The organism is Saccharopolyspora hattusasensis (genome assembly GCF_050972075.1).
Lineage (GTDB): Bacteria > Actinomycetota > Actinomycetes > Mycobacteriales > Pseudonocardiaceae > Saccharopolyspora > Saccharopolyspora hattusasensis.
In genome coordinates this window covers 4,715,699-4,736,620 of the sequence record NZ_JBPCDC010000001.1, presented here as the reverse complement: position 1 = coordinate 4,736,620, position 20,922 = coordinate 4,715,699, and the positions used below count along the sequence as shown (strand labels likewise).

Annotated in this window: 18 protein-coding genes and 1 riboswitch; of the genes, 10 read left to right on the top strand and 8 right to left on the bottom strand. The window is 70.7% G+C overall.

Annotated elements, in window-relative coordinates:
- Nucleotides 1–30: 30 nt before the first annotated feature.
- Complete coding sequence (locus ACRXBZ_RS22425) at nt 31–234, bottom strand: cold-shock protein (RefSeq protein ID WP_093268692.1); 204 nt, start codon at nt 232–234, stop codon at nt 31–33.
- 221 nt (nt 235–455) lie between these two features.
- Entirely contained in the window at nt 456–1,139 is a 684-nt protein-coding gene (locus tag ACRXBZ_RS22420) for a TIGR00266 family protein (RefSeq protein WP_168586312.1), read from the bottom strand.
- A 311-nt stretch (nt 1,140–1,450) separates the two neighbouring features.
- Between ACRXBZ_RS22420 and moeA the strand changes: the two genes are divergently transcribed.
- The 5 genes from moeA (at nt 1,451) to ACRXBZ_RS22395 (ending at nt 9,490) form a co-directional block, all read left to right on the top strand.
- On the top strand, nt 1,451–2,695 hold the full coding sequence (moeA, locus tag ACRXBZ_RS22415) for a molybdopterin molybdotransferase MoeA (RefSeq protein WP_433880770.1): 1,245 nt from the start codon (nt 1,451–1,453) through the stop codon (nt 2,693–2,695).
- A 100-nt stretch (nt 2,696–2,795) separates the two neighbouring features.
- Nucleotides 2,796–4,763 (top strand): M48 family metallopeptidase, encoded by a 1,968-nt coding sequence (locus tag ACRXBZ_RS22410; protein WP_433880769.1) that lies wholly within the window; start codon nt 2,796–2,798, stop codon nt 4,761–4,763.
- 528 nt (nt 4,764–5,291) lie between these two features.
- Nucleotides 5,292–6,014 (top strand): phosphatidylserine decarboxylase, encoded by a 723-nt coding sequence (locus ACRXBZ_RS22405; RefSeq protein ID WP_433880768.1) that lies wholly within the window; start codon nt 5,292–5,294, stop codon nt 6,012–6,014.
- The gene (gene pssA / locus ACRXBZ_RS22400) at nt 6,011–6,952 is read left to right on the top strand and encodes a CDP-diacylglycerol--serine O-phosphatidyltransferase (RefSeq protein WP_168586308.1); all 942 of its coding nucleotides are present in this window, start codon (nt 6,011–6,013) and stop codon (nt 6,950–6,952) included. The genes ACRXBZ_RS22405 and pssA overlap by 4 nt, the downstream gene beginning before the upstream one ends.
- A 327-nt stretch (nt 6,953–7,279) precedes the next feature.
- Nucleotides 7,280–9,490, top strand: a complete 2,211-nt coding sequence (locus ACRXBZ_RS22395) for an AAA family ATPase (RefSeq protein ID WP_433880767.1) — start codon at nt 7,280–7,282, stop codon at nt 9,488–9,490.
- A 43-nt stretch (nt 9,491–9,533) separates the two neighbouring features.
- On the opposite strand, the gene ACRXBZ_RS22390 is transcribed toward ACRXBZ_RS22395, so the two are convergent.
- On the bottom strand, nt 9,534–10,163 hold the full coding sequence (locus ACRXBZ_RS22390) for a LytR C-terminal domain-containing protein (RefSeq protein WP_433880766.1): 630 nt from the start codon (nt 10,161–10,163) through the stop codon (nt 9,534–9,536).
- Nucleotides 10,163–10,618, bottom strand: coding sequence for a DUF3263 domain-containing protein (locus ACRXBZ_RS22385; protein ID WP_433880765.1), 456 nt, complete (start codon nt 10,616–10,618; stop codon nt 10,163–10,165). Before ACRXBZ_RS22385 ends, ACRXBZ_RS22390 begins: the two co-directional genes overlap by 1 nt.
- Before the next feature lie 170 nt (nt 10,619–10,788).
- On the opposite strand from ACRXBZ_RS22385, the gene ACRXBZ_RS22380 reads away from it, so the two are divergent.
- Nucleotides 10,789–11,367, top strand: a complete 579-nt coding sequence (locus ACRXBZ_RS22380) for a peptide deformylase (RefSeq protein WP_433880764.1) — start codon at nt 10,789–10,791, stop codon at nt 11,365–11,367.
- On the opposite strand, the gene ACRXBZ_RS22375 is transcribed toward ACRXBZ_RS22380, so the two are convergent.
- Entirely contained in the window at nt 11,368–12,024 is a 657-nt protein-coding gene (locus ACRXBZ_RS22375; RefSeq protein WP_433880763.1) for a Uma2 family endonuclease, read from the bottom strand.
- A 195-nt stretch (nt 12,025–12,219) separates the two neighbouring features.
- Here ACRXBZ_RS22375 and thiC point away from each other — a divergent pair, with 195 nt between their 5' ends.
- From thiC to ACRXBZ_RS22360, 3 genes are all read left to right on the top strand, one after another.
- Complete coding sequence (gene thiC / locus ACRXBZ_RS22370; protein WP_433880762.1) at nt 12,220–13,869, top strand: phosphomethylpyrimidine synthase ThiC; 1,650 nt, start codon at nt 12,220–12,222, stop codon at nt 13,867–13,869.
- A 516-nt stretch (nt 13,870–14,385) separates the two neighbouring features.
- Nucleotides 14,386–15,252 (top strand): bifunctional hydroxymethylpyrimidine kinase/phosphomethylpyrimidine kinase, encoded by an 867-nt coding sequence (thiD, locus tag ACRXBZ_RS22365; RefSeq protein WP_433883941.1) that lies wholly within the window; start codon nt 14,386–14,388, stop codon nt 15,250–15,252.
- A gap of 172 nt (nt 15,253–15,424) precedes the next feature.
- Nucleotides 15,425–17,410 carry an FUSC family protein gene (locus ACRXBZ_RS22360; protein WP_433880761.1) on the top strand — a complete coding sequence of 662 codons (1,986 nt, stop codon included), beginning with the start codon at nt 15,425–15,427 and terminating at the stop codon, nt 17,408–17,410.
- Nucleotides 17,411–17,708: 298 nt separating this feature from the next.
- On the opposite strand, the gene ACRXBZ_RS22355 is transcribed toward ACRXBZ_RS22360, so the two are convergent.
- The 3 genes from ACRXBZ_RS22355 to thiO all read right to left on the bottom strand — a co-directional run bounded on the left by ACRXBZ_RS22355 (nt 17,709) and on the right by thiO (nt 19,939).
- Nucleotides 17,709–18,473, bottom strand: a complete 765-nt coding sequence (locus ACRXBZ_RS22355) for a thiazole synthase (protein ID WP_168586302.1) — start codon at nt 18,471–18,473, stop codon at nt 17,709–17,711.
- Between the two features lie 150 nt (nt 18,474–18,623).
- Nucleotides 18,624–18,824 (bottom strand): sulfur carrier protein ThiS, encoded by a 201-nt coding sequence (gene thiS / locus ACRXBZ_RS22350; protein ID WP_433880760.1) that lies wholly within the window; start codon nt 18,822–18,824, stop codon nt 18,624–18,626.
- On the bottom strand, nt 18,812–19,939 hold the full coding sequence (gene thiO / locus ACRXBZ_RS22345) for a glycine oxidase ThiO (protein WP_433880759.1): 1,128 nt from the start codon (nt 19,937–19,939) through the stop codon (nt 18,812–18,814). Before thiO ends, thiS begins: the two co-directional genes overlap by 13 nt.
- Nucleotides 19,930–20,035: riboswitch (TPP riboswitch) on the bottom strand. (Overlaps the previous gene by 10 nt.)
- A gap of 123 nt (nt 20,036–20,158) precedes the next feature.
- On the opposite strand from thiO, the gene thiE reads away from it, so the two are divergent.
- A complete protein-coding gene (thiE, locus tag ACRXBZ_RS22340; RefSeq protein ID WP_433880758.1) occupies nt 20,159–20,830 on the top strand; it encodes a thiamine phosphate synthase in 672 nt (223 codons plus the stop codon).
- The last annotated feature ends 92 nt before the right edge of the window (nt 20,831–20,922 follow it).

The following is a 20,922-nucleotide window of genomic DNA, read 5'->3' as shown; positions in this document are numbered from 1 at the left end:
TCGCACGCCGCGCGGGCCGAGCCCAACTTCCTAGACCTTGCGGACTCCGTCTGCTTGGGTGCGGCCGTCACGTCCCGCTTTCACTTCGAATTCCACCCGATCCCCTTCGGAAAGGGTTCGGAAACCAGACATGTTGATCGCGGAGTAATGGACGAACACATCAGATCCACCGTCCGTTGCGATGAATCCGTAGCCCTTCTCCGAGTTGAACCATTTGACCGTGCCGACCGCCACGGCGTCCTCCTCATAAATGTGATGCACGACGCGGAAAGCGTCGCTGGAGCAACGGCCACGCTACCCGAGAAATGGGGCCTCGTCGCGGGTTCGACAATGCGACTTTTCCGTTAAACACTGGGCCAAACGGGTGTCATCGGCGGCCACGTTCAGTTATCGAAGTCGAAGCGACCTCGCGAATTCGTCCGAACGAACGAGTCCATTTGCGCTCTCGGCGAAATTCAGGAACGAGCGCCTAGTCCATTCGCCTGCAACCAGGTGACGAGTCCTCGGGGATTGCGGGTTTGGGTCAACACCCGGCCGGGACCCGCGAAATCGAACACCAGACCTTCACCGCTCTTGAGCGACTGCACCACGCCCTGGTTCATCTGCCGTAACCGGCTCTGCACGGTATCGGCGTAGGCCACCACGTGACCGGTGTCGATCGTGACGTATTCGCCTGGCTGCAGCGTCACCACGTCCAGTGCGCCGTAGCAGGACACCACCACCGCGCCCTGGCCGACGACGTGTGTCATGAAGCCGCCCTCGCCACCGAAGAGGTTCTGGAAGCCGCCCCACTGCGTCTCCAGCTGCACGGTGCTCGCGGAGGCAAGCCAGCAGCCCTTGGTCACGCACCAGCCGACCCGGCCGTCGAGCTCCAGCACGTTCAGGTCGCCGGGCAGGTTCGGCGCCACGTCCACCCAGCCGCCCTGCTGTGGGGCCGTGTAGGTCGACACGAAGAACGACTCGCCGCCGAGCGCCGCGCGGGCCAGCGACTTGAGGAAGCCGCCCTGGGCGCGCGCCTCGACGGTCACGCCGTAGCTGGTGGCGAGCATCGCGCCGGACTCGACCCGCACCGGCTCGCCCGGGGCGAGCATCAGCCGGGCCACCCCGAACGACGGCGTGTGTCGGGTGCGAACCTGCACCGGAACCTCCTATCTCTGGCATCGCACGGGCCGGACGCGCGGCTCGGGCTGGCCACCCACCAGCGGGCAAGCGATGCCGGCCGCTTTCCACCACGCGAGGGAGGTGACCACCCGCGGGCACCCAGATGTCTTCTCGCGAGGGCAGCCCCGACGTGGCGCACCGGAGACGAGTCGGGGATCCCGGAGTCGAGAAGGCGTCTGAAGTTCCGCTGCGAGACCACCTACGCAGAACGACCCACGCTCTCCCCGAGAGTCTGCCACGCACGATCATTGCGACGATTCGCACGCCGGTAGGGACAGTAGGGGTGTCGATGACCGATGATCTGGGCGTGTCGCACGGAACCGGAACCCCCGCCCTGACCGCGGTCGCCGACCATCAGTCGAAGATCACCGCCCTGCTCGCCCCGACGCCGGTGGCAGCGAAACCGCTGGCGGACTGCCTGGGCCTGGCCCTCGCCGCGGACCTGGCCGCGCCGATCTCGCTGCCGCCGTTCGACAACTCCGCGATGGACGGCTACGCCGTCCGCTCCGTCGACCTGGCCGGTGCGACCCCGGAGCAACCGGTGCGGCTGCCGGTCCACGAGGACATCCCGGCGGGCCGGGTCGACGCGCCGGCGCTGCAGCCCGGCACCGCGCACCGGATCATGACCGGCGCCCAGATGCCGCCGGGCGCGGACGCGGTGATCCCGGTGGAACGCACCGATGGCGGAATCGAGCAGATGCAGGCGTTCGTCTCGGTGCAGCCGGGAGCACACGTGCGGCGCGCGGGCGAGGACGTCTCGGCCGGCGCCACGGTGCTCACGGCAGGCACGACGCTGACACCCGCGCAGCTGGGCGTCGCGGCCGCCGTCGGGATTTCCGAGCTGCCTGTGCACCGGCCGGTCCGGGTGCTGGTGCTGTCCACCGGTTCGGAGCTGGTCGCCCCGGGGACCGAGCTGCAGCCGGGCCAGATCTACGAGTCCAACGGCTTGATGCTGGCCTCCGCGGTGCGCGAAGCGGGCGGCGAGGCGACGCTGCTGCGGTTCGTGCCGGACGACGTCGACGCCTTCCACGCCGCGCTCGCCCCGCACCTGGCCACCACTGATCTGCTGATCACCTCCGGCGGCGTCAGCGCCGGGGCCTACGAGGTCGTCAAGGACGCGCTCACCGGCACCGGTGTCGAGTTCACCAAGGTCGCGATGCAGCCCGGGATGCCGCAGGGCTGCGGCCGCTACCACGACGGCGTGGCCGTGGTGACGCTGCCGGGCAACCCGGTCAGCGCGATGGTTTCGTTCGAGGTCTTCGTGCGGCCCGCGCTGCGCGCCGCGGCCGGGCACCACGCCACCCGCCGCCCGGTGCGGCAGGCGACGCTCGTCGAGCCGCTGTCCGCGCCGGCCGGCAAGCGGCAGTACCTCAGGGGCCGGTTCGACCCGGCCACCGGCACCGTCACGCTGCAGGGCGCGCCCGGCTCGCACCTGCTGGCGGGCCTGGCCAAGGCGAACTGCCTGCTGGAGATCCCCGAGGACGTGACCGAACTCGCCGCGGAGTCCGCAGTAGACGTGATGCTGCTGGATTGAACGGGAACGCGGCGAGCCCGGAGATCACCTTGTTGACGGATCGCCGTGCTTCCCCGAGACTGCACCACCGTCCCGACCCACCCCTCCGGAGTTCTGCACCGTGCGTGGCCCCTGGCGCGCCGCCCTGGCGCTGGCGTTGCACATTGGCTTCTTCTTCGCGCCGATCGCGCTGGTCCTCGGACTGCTCGCGATCGCGGCGCTCACCTTCCGATACGACCAGGGCGGCGGGGCGAAGGCCGCGCTCGCGGCGGTCGCGGTCGGCGCGATCTGCGCGATCGGCCTGCGCGCCGTGCTGCGCAACCGGGTGCGGCCGCGCGGCGTCCAGCTGACCCGGGCCGAGCAGCCGCAGCTATGGCGGATGGCGGAGTCGATCGCCGCCGACGCCGACGCCCCGGTGCCCGACGAAATCCGCATCACCTCCGAGCCGAACGCGACCATCCTCGAGGACACCGCGCTGCTCGGCCTGCGCACCCGGTCCCGGTACCTGGAGCTCGGGCTGCCGCTGCTGGCCGCGCTCAACGCCAGCGAGCTGCGGGCCGTGGTGGCGCACGAGCTCGGCCGGTTGACCGGCCGCAACCGGCTGACCGTGACGGCCTACCGCGCGTCGGCGAGCGTCGAACGCACCGTCGCGCACCTCACCGGCGGCCCCGTCAAGTGGCTGTTCACCGGCTACGCCCGGCTGTTCACCGCGATCGCCGCCACCACCGGCCCCGAGCTGGAGCTGGCCGCCGACGCCATCGCCGTCCGGGAAGCCGGTACCCGCACAGCCGTCACCGCGCTGCGCAAGGCGATCGCCATCGAGATCGGCTGGCAGGAGTACGCCGACGACTACCTCAGCATGGCCAAGTCGGTCGGCCACGCGCCGGACGTGCTGCTGGGCTTCCGGTCTTTCATGGAGCACCCGGTGCGCAAGCCGCAGCTCGCCGAGCGCGTCAAGCAGGCCATCGCCGGGGAGGCCGACGGCAGCCGCACGCGCCCGCCCGCACGCAAGCGCATTGAGGCGATGAAGCGGATCAAGGTGGGCAACAAGGAGCTCGACGACCGGCCCGCGTTCGCCATGCTGCGCAACCCGCGCAAGAGCGTGCCCGAGCTCGAAGAACGCCTGATGATCGACGGCCTCAAGCGGCGGCTCGCGTGGCCGGAGCTGGCCCGGCTGGCCGGCGCCGCGCACGTCGCCGAGCGGGCCGCGCTGCTGAGCTCCGCTGCGGCGCAGAGCGGCCTGCCGGTGGAGCCGACGATCGTCGGCATCCTGCCCGCCATACACCGCGGCCAGGGCCACGACCTGGTCAACCCGGTGCTCAACCCGGGCCTGTGCCCGGAACGCATTGAGGAGGCGGCGGTCGACACGCTGACCGAACTGCTCGGCTGCGCCGTTGTGGACGCGCTGATCTGCGCCCGGCGGGCGCACCACGAACTGGACTGGGGCGGCCCATCGACGGTGCGGCTGGCCAACGGGCAGCCGCTGGACCCCGATCGGCTGGTCCGCCCGGCGGTCTCCGACCCCCGGCTGGTCCCGGGGCTGCACCGGGCGCTGGTCGACCTCAAGGTGCCGCTGACCCACGCGCGCCGACCCGCCGCCGAGCCCGAGCCAGCGCTGGCCGGGATCGTCAGCCCGGTGCAGTGCGCCGACGGCAACTACGACCTGCTGGTGACCGACCGGGGCCTGGTGCTGGTGCCCAGTTCGGCCAGCACCACGAAGCGCCTGCTGGCGGGCACCCTCGCCCGGTTCCGCAAGGCCGAGCAGGAGCAGCTCGCCGAGTTGGCCGCGACGCCGGTCGGCGAGCTCCGGGAGCAGCCCGGCGCGCAGTGGGTGGACAGCCGGGACGTGGCCAGCGCCCGGCTGGACCAGGACCGCGGCGGCTGGTCCCTGTCGTTGGAGCTGTACCTCGACGAGTACGCGGTGTCCGAGCTGGACGACGTCGGCGTGCGCGACGGCGAGGACGGCATGTCCGAGCTTGAGCTGCGCAGCACCGCCGACGGCGTGGAGCACGGCGACCCGTACCGGGGCCTCGGCGAGTTGATGGGGGCGCGGATGAACCTCGACGAACCGGCCTACGCGGACGAGTGAAAACTGCCCGAACCTCGGTAACTCCCCGTCATGTAACGGCCCGCTCAGGTCCTCCAAAAGCGGCTACGGACTTTTTGTGAACTCAATTACACTGGAAACCGCGTCACGAACCGTCGATCAAATACATCTTCAAGACGTCCGCATGAACCCGCTGCTGCTTGCCGGTGGGGCGGACACGCCGAGGACCGTGCGCCGTCGGGGGGTGCACGGACCCGCACCGGGGAGGCCGTTCGACGTCTACGGGGAGACGTCGAACGGCCTCCTCGCCGGTTGCGCGACGTTCGTGGTCCGTCAACGCCCCACTCACCCGAGCGGGTGACATGGGAATGGTCTTGACGGTAGCATCCCCGGATCGAATAAACGCAGGTCAGCAAGGCAGTTCTTGATCAACTACGCCCCCTGGCGTCGGTTGACCCGAGGCGTCCGCGATGCTGTACCGACGACGGCACCGGTCGACACCCCCGTTCGCTCGGGGCACCCGGCCGAACCGCCGCACCATGACCGCCGACGCAGGGGCGTAGCACCTCGATGAGCACCGCGAAAGAACCGAAGAAGAACCCGCTGGCGCACCTCGCCGCGCTGGCCCGCGACACCATCCCGCCGATGCACCCGGCAGGCCGCCCGTTCGTGCTCGGCGCCGCCATCGCGACCCTCCTGCTGCGCCGCCGGTGGCGTCCGGCGGGCGTGCTCGGCGGCATCGTCACCGCGTGGTGCGCGTGGTTCTTCCGCGAGCCAGCCCGCACCACGCCCAGCCGCGAGGGGCTCGCCCTCGCCCCCGCCGACGGCACGATCTCGCACATCGAGCCCGCGGTGCCCCCCACTGAGCTCGGCCTCGGCGACGAGCCGATGACCCGCATCAGCGCCTTCCTCACGATCTTCGACGTGCACGTCCAGCGGATCCCGCTGAGCGGCAAGATCGAGACCATCGCCTACCGGCCCGGCAAGTTCCTCTCCGCCGACCTGGACAAGGCCAGCGAGGACAACGAGCGCAACTCGATGGTCATCCGCGCCGACGACGGCACCCAGGTCGCGGTGGTGCAGATCGCCGGCCTCGTCGCCCGGCGCATCGTTTGCTCCGTCTCCGAAGGCGACGTGCTCCAGGCCGGCAGCACCTACGGCCTGATCCGCTTCGGCTCCCGGGTGGACCTCTACGTGCCCACCGGCAGCCGGATCCTGGTCGAGCCCGGGCAGCGCACCATCGGCGGGGAAACCGCCCTCGCCGAGCTACCGCGGGGGAAGCGCGCCTCATGAGCATGCACACCGCGCCCGGCGTCCGGTTGCTGCCCAACGCGATCACCGTGCTGGCGATGTGCGCCGGGCTGTCCGCGGTCCAGTTCGCGCTCAACGGCCAGCTCACCGCCGCGATCGCGGCCGTCGCGGTCGCGGCCGTGCTCGACGGCCTGGACGGGCGGATCGCCCGGCTGCTCGACGCCACCTCCAAGATGGGCGCCGAACTCGACTCGCTGTCCGACGCGATGTCGTTCGGAGTCGCCCCGGCGTTGACGCTGTACGCGTGGCAGCTGCAGGACAACCGGGCCGGCTGGATCGTCGCGCTGATCTTCGCGGTGTGCATGGTGCTTCGTCTGGCGCGGTTCAACACCCTGCTCGACGACACCGACCAGCCCCCTTACACCAAAGAGTTCTTCGTCGGGGTGCCCGCCCCGGCCGCCGGGCTGCTCGGGCTGCTGCCACTCGTCCTGACCGCGCACTTCGGCTACCCGGGTTGGTGGGCGAACCAGAACGTGGTGATGGTCTGGATGGTGCTGATCGCGGCGCTGATGGTCAGCCGCGTTCCAACGCTGTCGCTGAAGACCGTCAAGGTGCCGCCGCGGGCCGCCGCGCCGCTGCTGGTGCTGGTGGCGCTGCTGGCGGCGGCGATCATCATGTTCCCGCTGATCTCGCTGGCCATCGCCATGGTGCTCTACCTGCTGCACGTGCCCTACGCCGTCTACCGGCACAACTGGCTGGCCAAGCACCCGGAGGCCTGGAGCGCGCCGCCGCGGGAGCGACGCGCGATCCGGCGCCGCACCCAGCGGAGGCTCGGCCTGCGGCCGCCGCTGCGGCGACGCGTAGCGGGAGCCGCGAGGCGGGTGCGCCTGCCGCGGCGGCACAGCCACCCGGACGGCCCGCGGCGGAGCTGGCGCCGTCTGGAGTTGCGGCGCAGCCGCAACGACGGCGCCCCGCGCTAGCGGGCACGGAGCCCCGGTGCACCGGGGTTCCCGCAATTTCAATGGAAATCGGACCTCCGATTTCCATTGAAATTGCGGAAGTTGTCCACAGCCATCCTGGGTTGTCCACAGCCATCGGTGTGTCGGGCTCACGACCCACCCTCATGACACACCCTCAGACACCCTCAAGACATCCCCACGGCACCCCCACAAACACCGGTGGTCCGCAGTTTCAATTCAATTGAATTGAAACTGCGGATCCCACCGCCAGCCCCGAACTCGCCCGGAACTCCGCGTCGAAGGCGGAAGGCACCGGTGCCGGGACGGCGGCGCGGTTAAGCTCGCGGCGTGCCGTCGATAACGTTGACCGCCCGTCTCTCCCCGTCCGCCAAGGACACCCGGCGCGGGGTCGTGCGCCTGCACCCCGAGGTGCTCGACGCCCTGGGGTTGCGGCCGTGGAACGCCGTCCAGCTGACCGGTGCTCGGGTCACCGTCGCGCTGGCCGCTGCAGCCGAGGTCGGCAGCCCGACCGGGATCCTGCTGCTCGACGACGTGGCGTTGATGAACCTCGGCCTCACCGAAGGCTCCGAGGTCGGCGTCTCGCCCGTGCAGGTCGCGGCAGCGAAGCGAGTGAGCATCGCGGGCTCGCGGCTGGCCCGCGCCACCGTCGCCCCCGAGACCCTGCGGTTGGCGTTGACCGGCAAGGTCTTCGGCACCGGCGACGCGGTGTCGCTGCTGCCGCAGGACGTCGCGCCAGCGACCAGCGCGAACGCCGGCGAGGTGCGCCGGAAGCTCTCCACGGCCATCGGCATGACCTGGACCAACGAGCTGATCACCATCGCCGCCACCGAACCGCCCGGCGCGGTGGCCGTACAACCGTCCACAGTGGTCGAATGGCGGGACGGCGCGACGCCAGGGACCACCCCGGCCCCGCAAGCGGCACCGCAGCCCGAACCGGCACCGGTCGAGCCGACCGAGCCGACCGAGCCGGTGGTCCCGGTCGCCGACCTCGTCGGCTCCCGCGACACGGCGAAGCGCCTCACCGAATGGCTGCGACTGGCCTTCGAACAGCCCGAGCTGCTGCGCCGCCTCGGCGCCGAACCGCACCTCGGCGTGCTGCTCAGCGGCCCAGCCGGGGTGGGCAAGGCCACCCTCGCCCGCGCCGTGACGAGCGCGATCGGCGCGGACCTCGTCGAACTAGCCGCGCCCAGTGTCGCCGCGCTCGAACCGCGCGCCGCCGCCCAACGCCTGCAGGACGCGATCAACCGCGCCACCACCTCGGAGGGCGACTGCGTGCTGCTGCTGACGGACGTCGAGAGCCTGCTGCCGGGCACCGAGCCGCCGCCGCTAGCTACCGTGGCACTCGACGCGATCCGCGGCGCGATCGGCACCGACCGGCTCGCCGTGATCGTCACCAGCTCGCAGCCGCAGGCGATCGACCCCAGGCTGCGCGAACCCGGCCTGGTGGACCGGGAGCTCACCCTCAGCCTCCCCGCCGACCCCACCCGCGCGGACCTGCTGCGGGTGCTGCTCCGCAACGCGCCGCTGGCCGACGACGTGCGGCTCGCCGAGGTCGCCGAGCGCGCCCCGGGATTCGTCGTCGCCGACCTGGTGGCGCTGTGCCGGGAAGCCGCCGTCGGCGCCGCGCTGCGGCACCAGGACGACGCCGCGGATCCCCGCATCCGGCAGCAGGACCTGCTGGACGCGCTGTCGTCGGTCCGGCCGATCTCGATGTCCACATCGGACAATCTGCAGACCGGCGGGCTGACGCTGGACGACGTCGGCGACATGGCCGAGGTGAAGCAGTCCCTCACCGAGACGGTGCTCTGGCCGTTGCAGTACCCGGACTCGTTCACCCGGCTCGGCGTCGAGCCGCCGCGCGGCGTGCTGCTGTACGGGCCGCCTGGCTGCGGCAAGACGTTCCTGGTGCGGGCCCTGGCGGGCAGCGGGCGGCTGAACGTGCTCGCGGTCAAGGGCGCGGAGCTGATGGACAAGTGGGTCGGCGAGTCCGAGCGAGCGGTCCGCGAGCTGTTCCTGCGGGCCGCGAACGCCGCGCCGACGCTGGTGTTCCTCGACGAGGTGGACGCGCTGGCGCCCCGCCGCGGCCAGTCCTCGGACTCCGGGGTGGCGGACCGGGTGGTCGCCGCGCTGCTGACCGAGCTCGACGGCGTGGAGCCGATGCGCGACGTGGTCGTCCTTGGCGCCACGAACCGCCCGGAGCTGGTCGACCCGGCCCTGCTGCGACCCGGCCGGCTGGAGCGCCTCGTCTACGTCCCGCCGCCGGACGCAGCAGCCCGCGAGGCGATCTTGCGATCCGCGGCGAAGAACACTCCGCTGGCGTCCGATGTGGACCTGGCCGCCCTCGCCGAGGAACTCGACGGCTACTCCGCCGCCGACTGCGCGGCCCTGATCCGCGAAGCGGCCCTGACGGCGATGCGCGAATCCCTGTCCGCAGCGGAGGTTTCCGCAGAGCACCTGGCCACGGCCCGCAAGGCGGTCCGCCCCTCGCTCGACCCGGCCCAGCTCGCGTCCCTGGAGGCTTACGCCAACCGCCCCTAACCCGGACGGATGTGGCACGACCCCGGGTGAACGAACGGGACCGTCACTTGGTGTTGGCGTGGCCCTTGTAGTCGTTGGTGATGATGGCGATCAAGCCCGGCGTGGCGTCCTGGATGCCTTCGAAGCGGGGCTCCGCGCGCGCTCCGAAGCGGACCGCCATCTCCTGTGCCTGCTGCTCCTCGACGGTGCCGGGCCGGAAGTAGATCGTCGTGGTGGGGATCAGCCCCGCCGAGTAGTTGCCGACCTCCGGCACCTCGTAACCCGAGCTCCGGAAGTCCTCCGCGGCCCGGTGCGCCAATCCGCTGATCGTGCTGTTGTTGTAGACCCGCACCAGGATCTTGGTCGTCGTGTTACCGGAACCGACGGGTACGTCCTGGTTCTGCGTGCCCTGCGGCGGCGCGGGCGGCGGGCTGTCCTGTGTGGCCGGTGACAGCGCGACCTGCGACGTGGCGGGCGGCACCACGGCGGACTCGGCGGGCGGATTCTGGGTCAGCGACATGACCGGCGGGTTGTTGCCCGGTTCCGGGGGCAGCGGCTGGGCGGAATTCGACGCGCCGCCGCCGGAAACCAGCGTGACGATGCCGACGACGCCCGCGATCGCACCGACCCCGATCAGACCGAAGCCGATGATCTTGGCCTTGGCGGGTCCGGTGGACGGTTCCCCTGAAGTCATCAGTGCAACTCGATTCCCAGTCGTTGGGCGGCCCGTGCGCGCTGCCTACCCGCCCTTGCCTTGCGCAGCCTCTTGATCAGCATAAGGTCTTCTTGCGCGGCGGCCGGACTGTCCAGCAACACGTTCAGCAATTGGTAGTACCGCGACGCGGACATGTCGAACAGCTCGCGGATCGCGCGCTCCTTCTTCACGCCCTCGCGCTTCCACCACTGCGACTCGAAGGCGAGGATGCCCCTCGCCCGATCGTCGAGTTCGTCGTCCGGCGCCGACGGCTGGGGCGGCACCGGCTGGGGCGGCGGTTCCACGATCCGCTCGATCGGCTGAGTGATCGGCTCGGCAAGTCGCAACCGCCGACCGGGTGCCGGATCAGATGTTCCCTGCCGTTGTTGCAGGCGCGCCAACTGTTCGCACTGACGGGCGATCTCCTGCGCAGTCAGCATTTGGGCGGCGTCCATCTGGCTCCTCGCCTCGCGATTCGGGACTTCCCGCGTTCGCAGGAATCACACGGCTGTGATTCCCCCTCAATTACACCATGCTCGGATTCGCGGCGGGAGCGGATCACACTGCCAGCAACGCGCGGGAGCACCCCGGCGCAACAGGCGCCGGAAGCGCTAAAGTCCCGCTCATGGCTGTTCACCCGATCTGCGTCGTCGGCGACCCGGTGCTGCACAACCCCACCCGTCCGGTGGAGCGGTTCGACGACGCGCTGCGCACCCTCGTCGACGACATGTTCGAGACGATGGCCGCCGCCAACGGGGTCGGGCTGGCGGCCAACCAGATCGGCATCGACCTGCGGTTGTTCGTTTACGACTGCCCCGACGACGCGGGCGTCCAGCACCGCGGCGTGGTGGTCAACCCCGAGCTGATGACCGCCGAGATCCCGCAGACCATGCCCGACCCGGACGACGACTTGGAGGGCTGCCTGTCGGTCCCCGGCGAGTCCTACCCGACCGGCCGGGCGAGCTGGGCGAAGGTCACCGGGTCCGATGTGGACGGAAAGCCGATCGAGGTCGAGGGAACGGGTTTCTTCGCCCGCTGCCTGCAGCACGAGACCGACCACCTGGACGGCCACCTCTACCTGGAACGCCTGGTCGGCCGCCACGCCCGAGCGGCGAAGAAGATGGTGCGGCGCAACGGCTGGGGCATCCCCGGCCTGACCTGGGACCCGGCCGAACACGGCGACCCCTTCGCCGAGGACGACTGATCAGAATTCTTTGGTCTCCAAGGTGAAGTCGAACGGCTCGGGCAAGGCGATCGGTTCACCGAATGGCACCTTGTGCTGAAACCGGTATCGCCCATCGGAGGGCCCGGAGTACAGCGTCACCGAAGGTTCGTCCTTCGCGAAACGATCGATCAGCAGGAACAGCGGCACACCACCGTGCGCATATCCCCACAATTTCTCGTTCCGGTCCCTGTTCGCATTTGACTTCGACGTGATCTCGACGGCGAGCAACGCCCGCCCTGCGGGCACCGGAACGGGGTCGTCGTCCGATGGCAACGCATCCATCGGAATGACGACCAAGTCCGGGATGAAGAGATTGCTCCGCAATGGGATCTCGACAGCAGCAGTTTGAAAGATTCCCCAGTTCTCCGGAATCACGCGAGCGAGAGCACGATGCACTCGGTCAGCGATCACATTGTGGCCATATCCCGGCGGCGGGGTCATAACGATGCTCTCCTCGATGATCTCCGCGCGCCAGCCATTGTTGGGCAGATCCAGGTTCTGCCAGACCTGAACCAGTTCGTCCCACGTCGAACGCGGGAGCACCGGGGCAGCAGTCATAGCGCGGTCACCTCCTGTATCGATTTCATCACACACCGTACTCACCACCCCTGACAACTCTGTGATCGCCCTGGTCATGAGCCTAACCGCAAACAGCGCTGCCGTCATCGGAGCGACCGGGGGTTGGCAGGTTCGGCGGGTCCGGCTAGCCTCGGGCCGCGACAAACCAAAACCGCGGGAGCTCGTACCAACAGCGGGCTGAGAGGGCGGCTGGAGAACTCCGGGGCCGCCGACCGCACGAACCTGACCGGGTAATGCCGGCGTAGGGAGTGGATGGCAGTGGCCGACGTGCGTCCGAACGCGTCCGAGAACGGGACCAAGATCACCACCGGGCCGATCAGCGGCTCGCGGAAGGTGTTCCGGGACTCCGAATCCGGCCTGCAAGTGCCATTCCGCCGCATCGAGTTGACCAACGGCGAACACCTCGACGTGTACGACACCTCCGGGCCGTACACCGACGAGAACGCCAACGTTGACGTCCACAGTGGACTTCACCGGATGCGGGCGGGGTGGAACGACGGCCGGGAACACCGGACCCAGCTCGGCTGGGCCAGGGCGGGCGTCATCACGCGGGAGATGGAGTACATCGCGACCCGCGAAGGCGTCCCGGCGGAACTTGTCCGGGACGAGGTGGCAAGCGGCCGGGCGGTGATCCCCGCCAACCGCTGCCACCCGGAGAGCGAGCCGATGATCATCGGCAAGAAGTTCCTGGTGAAGATCAACGCCAACATCGGCAACTCCGCGGTGACCTCCTCCGTCGAGGAGGAGGTGGAAAAGATGGTGTGGGCCACCAGGTGGGGCGCCGACACCGTCATGGACCTGTCCACCGGGAAGCGGATCCACGAGACCCGCGAGCGGATCCTGCGCAACTCGCCGGTACCGATCGGCACCGTGCCGATCTACCAGGCGCTGGAGAAGGTCAACGGCGATCCGGCCGAGCTGACCTGGGAAATCTACCGCGACACCGTCATCGAGCAGTGCGAGCAGGGCGTGGACTACATGACCGTGCACGCCGGGGTGCTGCTGCGCTATGTACCGCTGACCGCGAACCGGGTCACCGGCATCGTGTCCCGCGGCGGCTCGATTATGGCCGCGTGGTGCCTGGCGCACCACCGGGAGAGCTTCCTGTACACGCACTTCAGCGAGCTCTGCGAGATCCTGCGCGACTACGACGTCACGTTCTCCCTCGGCGACGGCCTGCGGCCCGGCTCCATCGCGGACGCCAACGACCGCGCGCAGTTCGCCGAACTGGAGACCCTCGGCGAACTCACCCACATCGCCCGGGAGCACGACGTGCAGGTGATGATCGAGGGTCCGGGGCACGTCCCGATGCACAAGATCGCCGAGAACGTGCGGCTGGAAGAGGAGCTGTGCGGCGAGGCGCCGTTCTACACGCTCGGGCCGCTGACCACGGACATCGCCCCCGCCTACGACCACATCACGTCCGGCATCGGCGCGGCGATGATCGCCCAGGCAGGCACCGCGATGCTCTGCTACGTCACCCCGAAGGAGCACCTGGGGCTGCCCAACCGGGACGACGTGAAGACCGGCGTGATCACCTACAAGATCGCCGCGCACGCCGCCGACCTGGCCAAGGGCCACCCGCGCGCGCAGGAGCGGGACGACGCGCTGTCCACGGCGCGGTTCGAGTTCCGCTGGACGGACCAGTTCAACCTGTCGCTGGACCCGGACACCGCGCGCGAGTTCCACGACGAGACGCTGCCCGCCGAACCGGCCAAGACGGCGCACTTCTGCTCGATGTGCGGGCCGAAGTTCTGCTCGATGAAGATCACCCAGGACATCCGCAGGTTCGCCGAGGAGCGAGGCCTGACGAGCGTCGAGGCGATCGAAGCGGGCATGCAGGAGAAGTCCGAGGAGTTCGCGGGCGCCGGCGGCAAGGTCTACCTCCCGCTCGCCGACTAGAGCCCGACTAGATCCCCCATCGCCCCCCGTAGGGGGTTACTGACAGTTCCAGATTCCGTGTCAATGTGTGACAGAGCGTGGTGTAGTGTGTTGCTTGCTGACCGAGCGAAAGCCAAGCCCGGTCAGCGGTTTTCCTGCGGCGGCAGGTGAAACACGTCAGGTACCGCGAGTTGCGTGGGAACCGGCCGCAAGGCCAAACGCACGTGGAGACCGTGTCAGACCAGCGTTCGTGCTGGCAGTGGTCGAGGAAGCGTGAAGACCACCAGTCTTCCTGATGGTCAACGCAGGTGGCGCAAGTCATCTGCTCACGGAACGTTTTGACACGTTTCGTGAACGGGACTGCGATTTCCATTGAAGTTGCGGAGGTTGTCCACAGCCTCCGGCGTGTCGGGTGCCGACACGCCGGAGGTCCGCAAGTTCCATTGAAATCGAAGGTCCGATTTCCATTGAAATCGTGTCCACGGGGGGGCGCGCACCCTGGAAGATCGGTAGGAGCCGGGCCGTAACATGAGGTGGATGCACGAGATCTCGGCCGGGCACGAAGTTCGGCCCGTGAACGACACCGCCCCTCCGACCGCGTTGACCATCGCCGGATCGGATTCCGGCGGCAGCGCCGGGATGCACGCGGACCTGCGCACCTTCTTCGCCTGTGGCGTGCACGGCATGACCGCGGTCACCGCGGTGACCGTGCAGAACACCGTCGGCGTCACCGGCGTGGTGGAGATCCCGCCGGAGACCGTCGCCGCGCAGATCGACGCGGTCGCTTCGGACATCGGTGTGGACGCGGCAAAGACCGGGGTGCTCGCCTCGGCCGCCACCATCGAGGCCGTGCTGGAAGCCTGCGACAAGCACGGCATCGGCCGCGAAGGCCGGACGCCGTTCGTCGTGGACCCGGTCGCGGCCTCCCGCAGCGGCGAGCCGCTGCTGCGCCCGGACGCGCTGGATGCCTTGCGGTACAAGGCTTTTCCGCGCGCCACGCTGGTCACCCCGAACCTCGACGAGGTCCGGCTGCTGACCGGGATCGACGCCCGCACCCGCGCGGACCTGCTGGACGCCGCGAAGGCCATCTTCGACTTCGGCCCGCAGTGGGTGCTGGTCAAGAGCGGCCACCTGGCCGACGACCCGGAGTGCGTCGACGTGCTCTTCGACGGCAACGAGGCGATCCCGCTGCCCGGCCCCCGCTACGCGACGGTGCACACCCACGGCGCGGGTGACGTGTTCGCCTCGGCGATCACGGCCGCTTTGGCGAAGGGCGCCTCGATGCCGGACGCGGTGCGCAGCGGGAAGCGGTTCGTCACCCGCAGCGTCTCGCGCGCGTACCCGCTCGGGGCCGGGGTGGGCCCGGTGTCGACGTTCTGGCGCGTCAGCCCCCGCTCCATCTGAAACCCCCAACTGTCCCCCTAATAGAGTGATTTTTGTCCCGGATCTGTAACCCGAATGGCGTGCCCCATCGACACAGTGGTTGAGAAACGCGTATTTCCCGAGACTGCGGGCCATCGGCGGTTGCGGTCTGCTGCGCCCTGGGCGCACGACGACGACAGGGGTTTGCAACAGCGTGGCTAAATCGGTGTGGACACAAGTGCGGGGACTGCTGGCCACCGAGGCAGGAGCACCGGACCCCCGGCAGCGCCAGTACGCCGTGCTGGTGCTCGTCGCCGTGGTGGCCGGCACCGCCATCGGATGGATCTTCGACCTGCAGACCCCGGCACTGATCGCCGGGTTAACCGCGGTGCTGGCGCTGGTCGCGACCGGCGGCCAGTCGCTGCGCTCCGACCTGCGCCGGTTCGTCTGGTTCACCCCGGCGCTGGTGCTCGTGATGACCGTCGGCCCGCTGCTGGTGAACATCCCGGTGCTGGCCGGGCTCGCGGTGGCGCTGGTGGTCTTCGGCAGCGGGATGCTGCCCGCGCTGGGCGAGCACTACCGCATCGGCGGGCAGACCTTCGCCGCCGCGACGCTGGTGTCCACCACCACCGGGATCGGCTCCGACCAGCCGGCGCTGGTGCTGCTGGCCTCGACCGCCGCTGGCGCGCTGTTCGCGCTGGTCCTGCGGGTGATCATCGGCCTCGGCGACCCGACTCGGGCGACTCGCGTGGCGGTCGCCCGGACGCTGCTCGAACCCGGGCCGGGCGTGGTCGAATCGGCCGCCGCCGCGTGGCGCGCCGACGGTTCGGCCACCTGGCTCGGCCAGGTGCTGGCCGGCGCGGCTCGCTTCCGCGCGGCGCGCGAAACCCTGCTCGCGCAGGCCCAGCAGAGCGACCGGGCGGAAGCCGCCCGCCTGGAGCAGATCGTCGCGGAGGCCGACCAGGTCGCCGCCGAACTCGCCCGTGCGGTGCGCTCCCGCGCCTGCACCGGACTGCCGGCCGCGGCTCGCCGGGACCCGGCGCAGGCCGTGGTGGCCCGCGGCGGACGGCAGGACCTGCCGGACGCGGTCCAGGGCCTCAACCAGGGGCTGGACCGGATCCGCGCCACGGTGATGCGCCGCGTCGAGACCCCGCTGCCGCCGCCGGCTCCCGGCGCGCGCCGGGAGCGGGTCATGGGCGCGGTCCGGGCGCACCTCTCGTTCCGCTCTTCGCTGTTCCGGCACGCGCTGCGCTGCACCCTCGCGGTCGCCTTCGGCATGGTGATCGTCCTGTTGCTGCGCGACCCCTCGGCGTCCAGCCTGCTGCTCGCGCTGTACGTGGTGCTGCAGCCGGCGGCGCGGGACAGCATGACCGGCGCGTTGGAGCGGACCGGTGGCGCGGTGCTCGGCGTGACCGCGCTGGCCGTGCTGATCACCCTGCTGCCGGGGACATTCCTGCTGGTGCCGCTGGTGATCGGCGGCATGCTGCTGAACATGACGCGGCTGCGCGCGGACTACCAGGCGCTGCTCGGCTGTCTGATCGTGGTGACCGTCGTCGACCAGGCGATGCGGCTGGACCGACCGCTGGTGAACGTGGGCATCAGCTTCGCGGCGAACACCGCGGTCGGAGCGGCCATCGCGCTGAGCGTCGGCTACGTCAGCTACCTGGTCCTGCCCAGCAGCATCCTGCCGGACGTGCGCGGCGCGGTGCGGTCCACGGTGTGGGCGGTGTCCGAGCTGCTGCGTAGCGTGCGAGCGGCCGGGCAGGGCGTCGACCTGCCCGTGGCGCTGCAGGCGGCGAACGTGCTGGCGCTGCGGCGCACCCAGGACCTGCTGGGCATGCCGGCAATGCTCGACGGGACCGGCGAGGAGACCGACGACGACCGCGCGACGCGTGCGGCGGCCATCGCGCTCGACGCGTTGCGGCAGGACGTCGCGACGCTCGCGTTCCGGCCGGAGGCCGAGCAGGCGGTCGCGGTTCCGGCGCTGCGCGCGGTGGACGACCTGCTGGGCGGCAAGCCGACGGCGAAGATCCCGGACGTGCCGGCGGGCAGCGCCCCGGCGACGGAGCTGCTGGCGAGCTCGCTGGTGGAGAACGCCCTGCACGCCCGCCAGGCGATCGACCGGACCTTCGGCTACGACAGCCCGTGGAAGAGCTACACGATCAGCTTCGTCCGCCCCGAACGCCTCCACATCCGCTGACCCGGGTACCGAACCCGGGTCGTGCGTGTCGTGGTGCCTGCACCTCGCGCGCGACGTCTCGCCTGCGGGGGAGGCGTTCCATCTCGGGCTGGAGTGATTCCCGGCTTGCGGTTCCTACGTCGCAGCATGGATGGATCTGATCGCCCGCGATGCCGGCCCGCGTACGCGGTGGCGGTGCTTTTCCTCGGTTATGCGGCGGGGAAGGCGGTTTTCGCCTGGCAGGCCCGGCTCGGTTTCCCGGGCGGCCCGGCCCCGGCCGGAACCGGTGAGCCGGTCCCGGCCGGCCAGCGCCCTCCGCTCACTCCAGGGGTCGGCCGGGACTGGACGCCTGGGCCCAGAAGCGCTTCGGGATTCGGCCCGCCAGGGACGCCAGGCGGCCGCCCTCGACCGCCGCTCGCATCGCCGCCGCCATGCGCTCCGGGTCCTGGGCGCGGGTCACCGCCGTGGCCAGGAGGACCGCGGAGCAGCCGAGCTCCATCGCCAGCGCCGCGTCCGAGGCCGTGCCGATGCCCGCGTCCAGCACGATCGGCACCGACGCACGGGAGACGATCATCTCGATGTTGTGCGGGTTCCGGATGCCAAGGCCGGTGCCGATCGGCGAACCGAGCGGCATAACCGCCGCGCAGCCGGCCTCCTCCAGCTTCAGCGCCAGCACCGGGTCGTCGTTGGTGTAGGCGAGCACCACGAAGCCCTGGTCGACCAGCTGTTCCGCGGCGTCAAGCAGCTCCACCGGGTCGGGCAGCAGGGTGTCCTCGTCGGCGACGACCTCCAGCTTGACCCAGTTCGTCTCCAGCGCCTCCCGCGCCAGCTGCGCGGTCAGCACGGCCTCAGCCGCCGTCCGGCAGCCCGCCGTGTTCGGCAATGCTTCGATGCCGAGCTTGCGCAGCAGGTCGAGCACCCCGGTGCCGCCGCCGGCGTCGGCGCGGCGCATCGCCACGGTCGTCAGCTCGGTTCCGGACGCGATCAGCGCGCGCTCCAGGACCGCGAGGTTCGTCGCCCCTCCGGTCCCGGTGATCAGCCGCGAACCGAACTCGCGGCCGGCGATCACCAACGGGTCGTCCATGACTCTCCTAACGACGGGTTCGGGTGGCGCGGGAACCGATGCCCGGTTCGATGCGCTTCTTCTGCTTCGCAAGGGGTCGGTTCGGGTTGGACCGCAACCTTTCCGGCTTTTCCGGTTGGACGCCCCTCCTCCGGGTGGGGCGGAGCCACGTCACCCTCCTTGCACTGCGGTGAGGACCTCGATGGTGGCATCGGGGCTCAGCGTGGTGTCCGGCCACACGGCACGCGGCACCACCGAACCGTCCAGCGCCACGGCCACGCCCCGGTTGGGCACACCGAATTCCTGCAGCACCGCCGCGAGCGTTGCGTCGGCGGCTACCTGCCGGGTCTCACCATTGATCACGACGTGCACTGCTGTCCTCCCCATCGGCTCGGATCGGCGGCCTTGATCTCGGTGGCGGGCTCCTCGCCGTGCAGCAGCGCGAGCACCGCCTCGACGGTGACCGGGGCGAGCAGGAAGCCGCCGCGGTGATGCCCGGTGGCCGCCAGCACACCGGGTTCCAGCCAGCCGAGCACCGGCAGGTTGTCGTCGGTGCTCGGGCGCAGCCCGGCCGCGGCCTCGACGAGCTGGTACTCGGCGATGCCCGGCATCAGCCGCTCGGCGTCGGCGATCAGGTCTCGCACCCCGCCCATGGTGACCTCGGTGTCGAACCCGACCTCGTACTGGGTGGCGCCGAGCACCAGCCCGCCGTCGTCGCGCGGCACCAGGTAGGTCTGCCGGCCGCGCACCGGGCCGCGGATCGTGCGGCTGGGCGGCGGCAGCGCCGTGGTCCGCGCGCGCAGGCGGAGGATTTCACCCTTCACCGGCCGGATCCGGTCCTTCAGCGCGGGGTGCAGCGCGCCCGAGTGGACGCCCGCCGCGATCACCACGGCATCGCAGTCCACAGTGGAATCTTCGAGCTCCACCGCGCCGGGCTGGACCCGCTTCGCGTTCGCCGCGACGAAATCGACGCCCGCCGCAGCGGCGGCCGCGCGCAGCGCAGCCAGCGCGAGGCGGTTGTCGACCGCGAGGTCGCCCGGCACCTCAAGCCCACCGCGCACCGCCGGTCCCAGGGACGGCTCCAGGCGTCGCACCTCCCGGCTGGTCAGGCGGGTGACGGTGCGGCCGAGCCGGGCGAGGTAGTCGACGAGGCTGTCCAGCTCGGCCCGGTCGGCGCTGTCCACGCCGACGACCAGGGTTCCCTCGCGGCGCAATCCGGAAGGCAGGCCGGAGGCTTGACCGAGTTCGCCGGCGAACGCCGGCCACAGCCGCAGCGACGCCTCGCCCAGTTCCAGCAGTTCCTCTTCGCCGGGCCACGCCTCGGCGATCGGCGCCAGCATCCCGCCGGCCACGTTGGACGCCCCGGACGCCGGTTCGGCGTCGACGAGCTGCACCCGGTGTCCCGCGGCGGCTGCGCGCCAGGCCACGGACATGCCGATCACGCCGCCTCCTACGACGACGACGTGCTTCTTCCGTTTTTCAAACACTCCACGCTCCCTGCGCCGGCATGACCCGGATCAGGTTCGACGGTCGGGGCCAACGCCCCCTCTCAGCCCGGTACCCGGACTCCCGTGCTCACCGAGGACCACCGTACCGGGCGAGGATTGCGACGTCAGGAGCGAGGTCGAGCAATTTTCACGATGCCCGGGGCGTGAGCGCCGAAAGCGCGTCCGGCGACCGCGCCGCAGGGGGCTACCCTGTGGAACATGCCTGGATTGGACGGCTTCGGCATCCGCGCCCGCCTCGACGAGTCGCGGCTGTACCTGTGCACCGACGCGCGCACCGAGCGCGGTGATCTCGCGGAGTTCGCGGACGCGGCCTTGGCCGGCGGGGTCGACATCATCCAGCTGCGGGACAAGCAACCGAACGGCGCTCCGCTGGAGGCCCGCCACGAGCTGGCGGCGCTGGAGGTGCTGGCCGAGGCCTGCGTGCGGCACGGCGCGCTGCTCGCGGTGAACGACCGCGCGGACGTGGCGATGGCCGCCGAGGCCGACATCCTGCACCTCGGGCAGGACGACCTGCCGGTGGAGATCGCCCGGCGCATCGTCGGCGAGCACGTCGCGATCGGCCGGTCCACGCACGACGTGGTGCAGGCCGATGCCGCGGCCACCGAACCCGGCGTGGACTACTTCTGCACCGGTCCGGTGTGGACGACCCCGACCAAGCCGGGGCGCCAGGCGGCCGGGCTCGGCCTGGTGGAGCACGCCGCGGAGCACCGCGGGCACGGTCGGCCGTGGTTCGCGATCGGCGGCATCGGCCCGGACAACCTCGACGAGGCCCTCAAGGCCGGGGCGGAGCGGATCGTCGTGGTCCGCGCGATCACCCGAGCCGAGGACCCAAGGGCGGCGGCCCGCGAACTCCGCGACCGCCTGGGCTGAGACCCGCCGATCACGCAGTCCGCACCGGACGTCTACCTGGGAGTACCCCGGACATGACGCGGCCCCCGGCCGATCGCCGGGGGCCGGTCGGG

Coding starts and splice junctions, on each gene's coding strand:
- moeA (WP_433880770.1), top strand. CDS start 1,451: ATGACCGATGATCTGGGCGTGTCGCACGGAACCGGAACCCCCGCCCTG.
- ACRXBZ_RS22405 (WP_433880768.1), top strand. CDS start 5,292: ATGAGCACCGCGAAAGAACCGAAGAAGAACCCGCTGGCGCACCTCGCC.
- pssA (WP_168586308.1), top strand. CDS start 6,011: ATGAGCATGCACACCGCGCCCGGCGTCCGGTTGCTGCCCAACGCGATC.
- ACRXBZ_RS22390 (WP_433880766.1), bottom strand. CDS start 10,163: ATGACTTCAGGGGAACCGTCCACCGGACCCGCCAAGGCCAAGATCATC.
- ACRXBZ_RS22385 (WP_433880765.1), bottom strand. CDS start 10,618: ATGGACGCCGCCCAAATGCTGACTGCGCAGGAGATCGCCCGTCAGTGC.
- ACRXBZ_RS22380 (WP_433880764.1), top strand. CDS start 10,789: ATGGCTGTTCACCCGATCTGCGTCGTCGGCGACCCGGTGCTGCACAAC.
- ACRXBZ_RS22375 (WP_433880763.1), bottom strand. CDS start 12,024: ATGACCAGGGCGATCACAGAGTTGTCAGGGGTGGTGAGTACGGTGTGT.
- thiC (WP_433880762.1), top strand. CDS start 12,220: ATGGCAGTGGCCGACGTGCGTCCGAACGCGTCCGAGAACGGGACCAAG.
- thiD (WP_433883941.1), top strand. CDS start 14,386: ATGCACGAGATCTCGGCCGGGCACGAAGTTCGGCCCGTGAACGACACC.
- ACRXBZ_RS22355 (WP_168586302.1), bottom strand. CDS start 18,473: ATGGACGACCCGTTGGTGATCGCCGGCCGCGAGTTCGGTTCGCGGCTG.
- thiE (WP_433880758.1), top strand. CDS start 20,159: ATGCCTGGATTGGACGGCTTCGGCATCCGCGCCCGCCTCGACGAGTCG.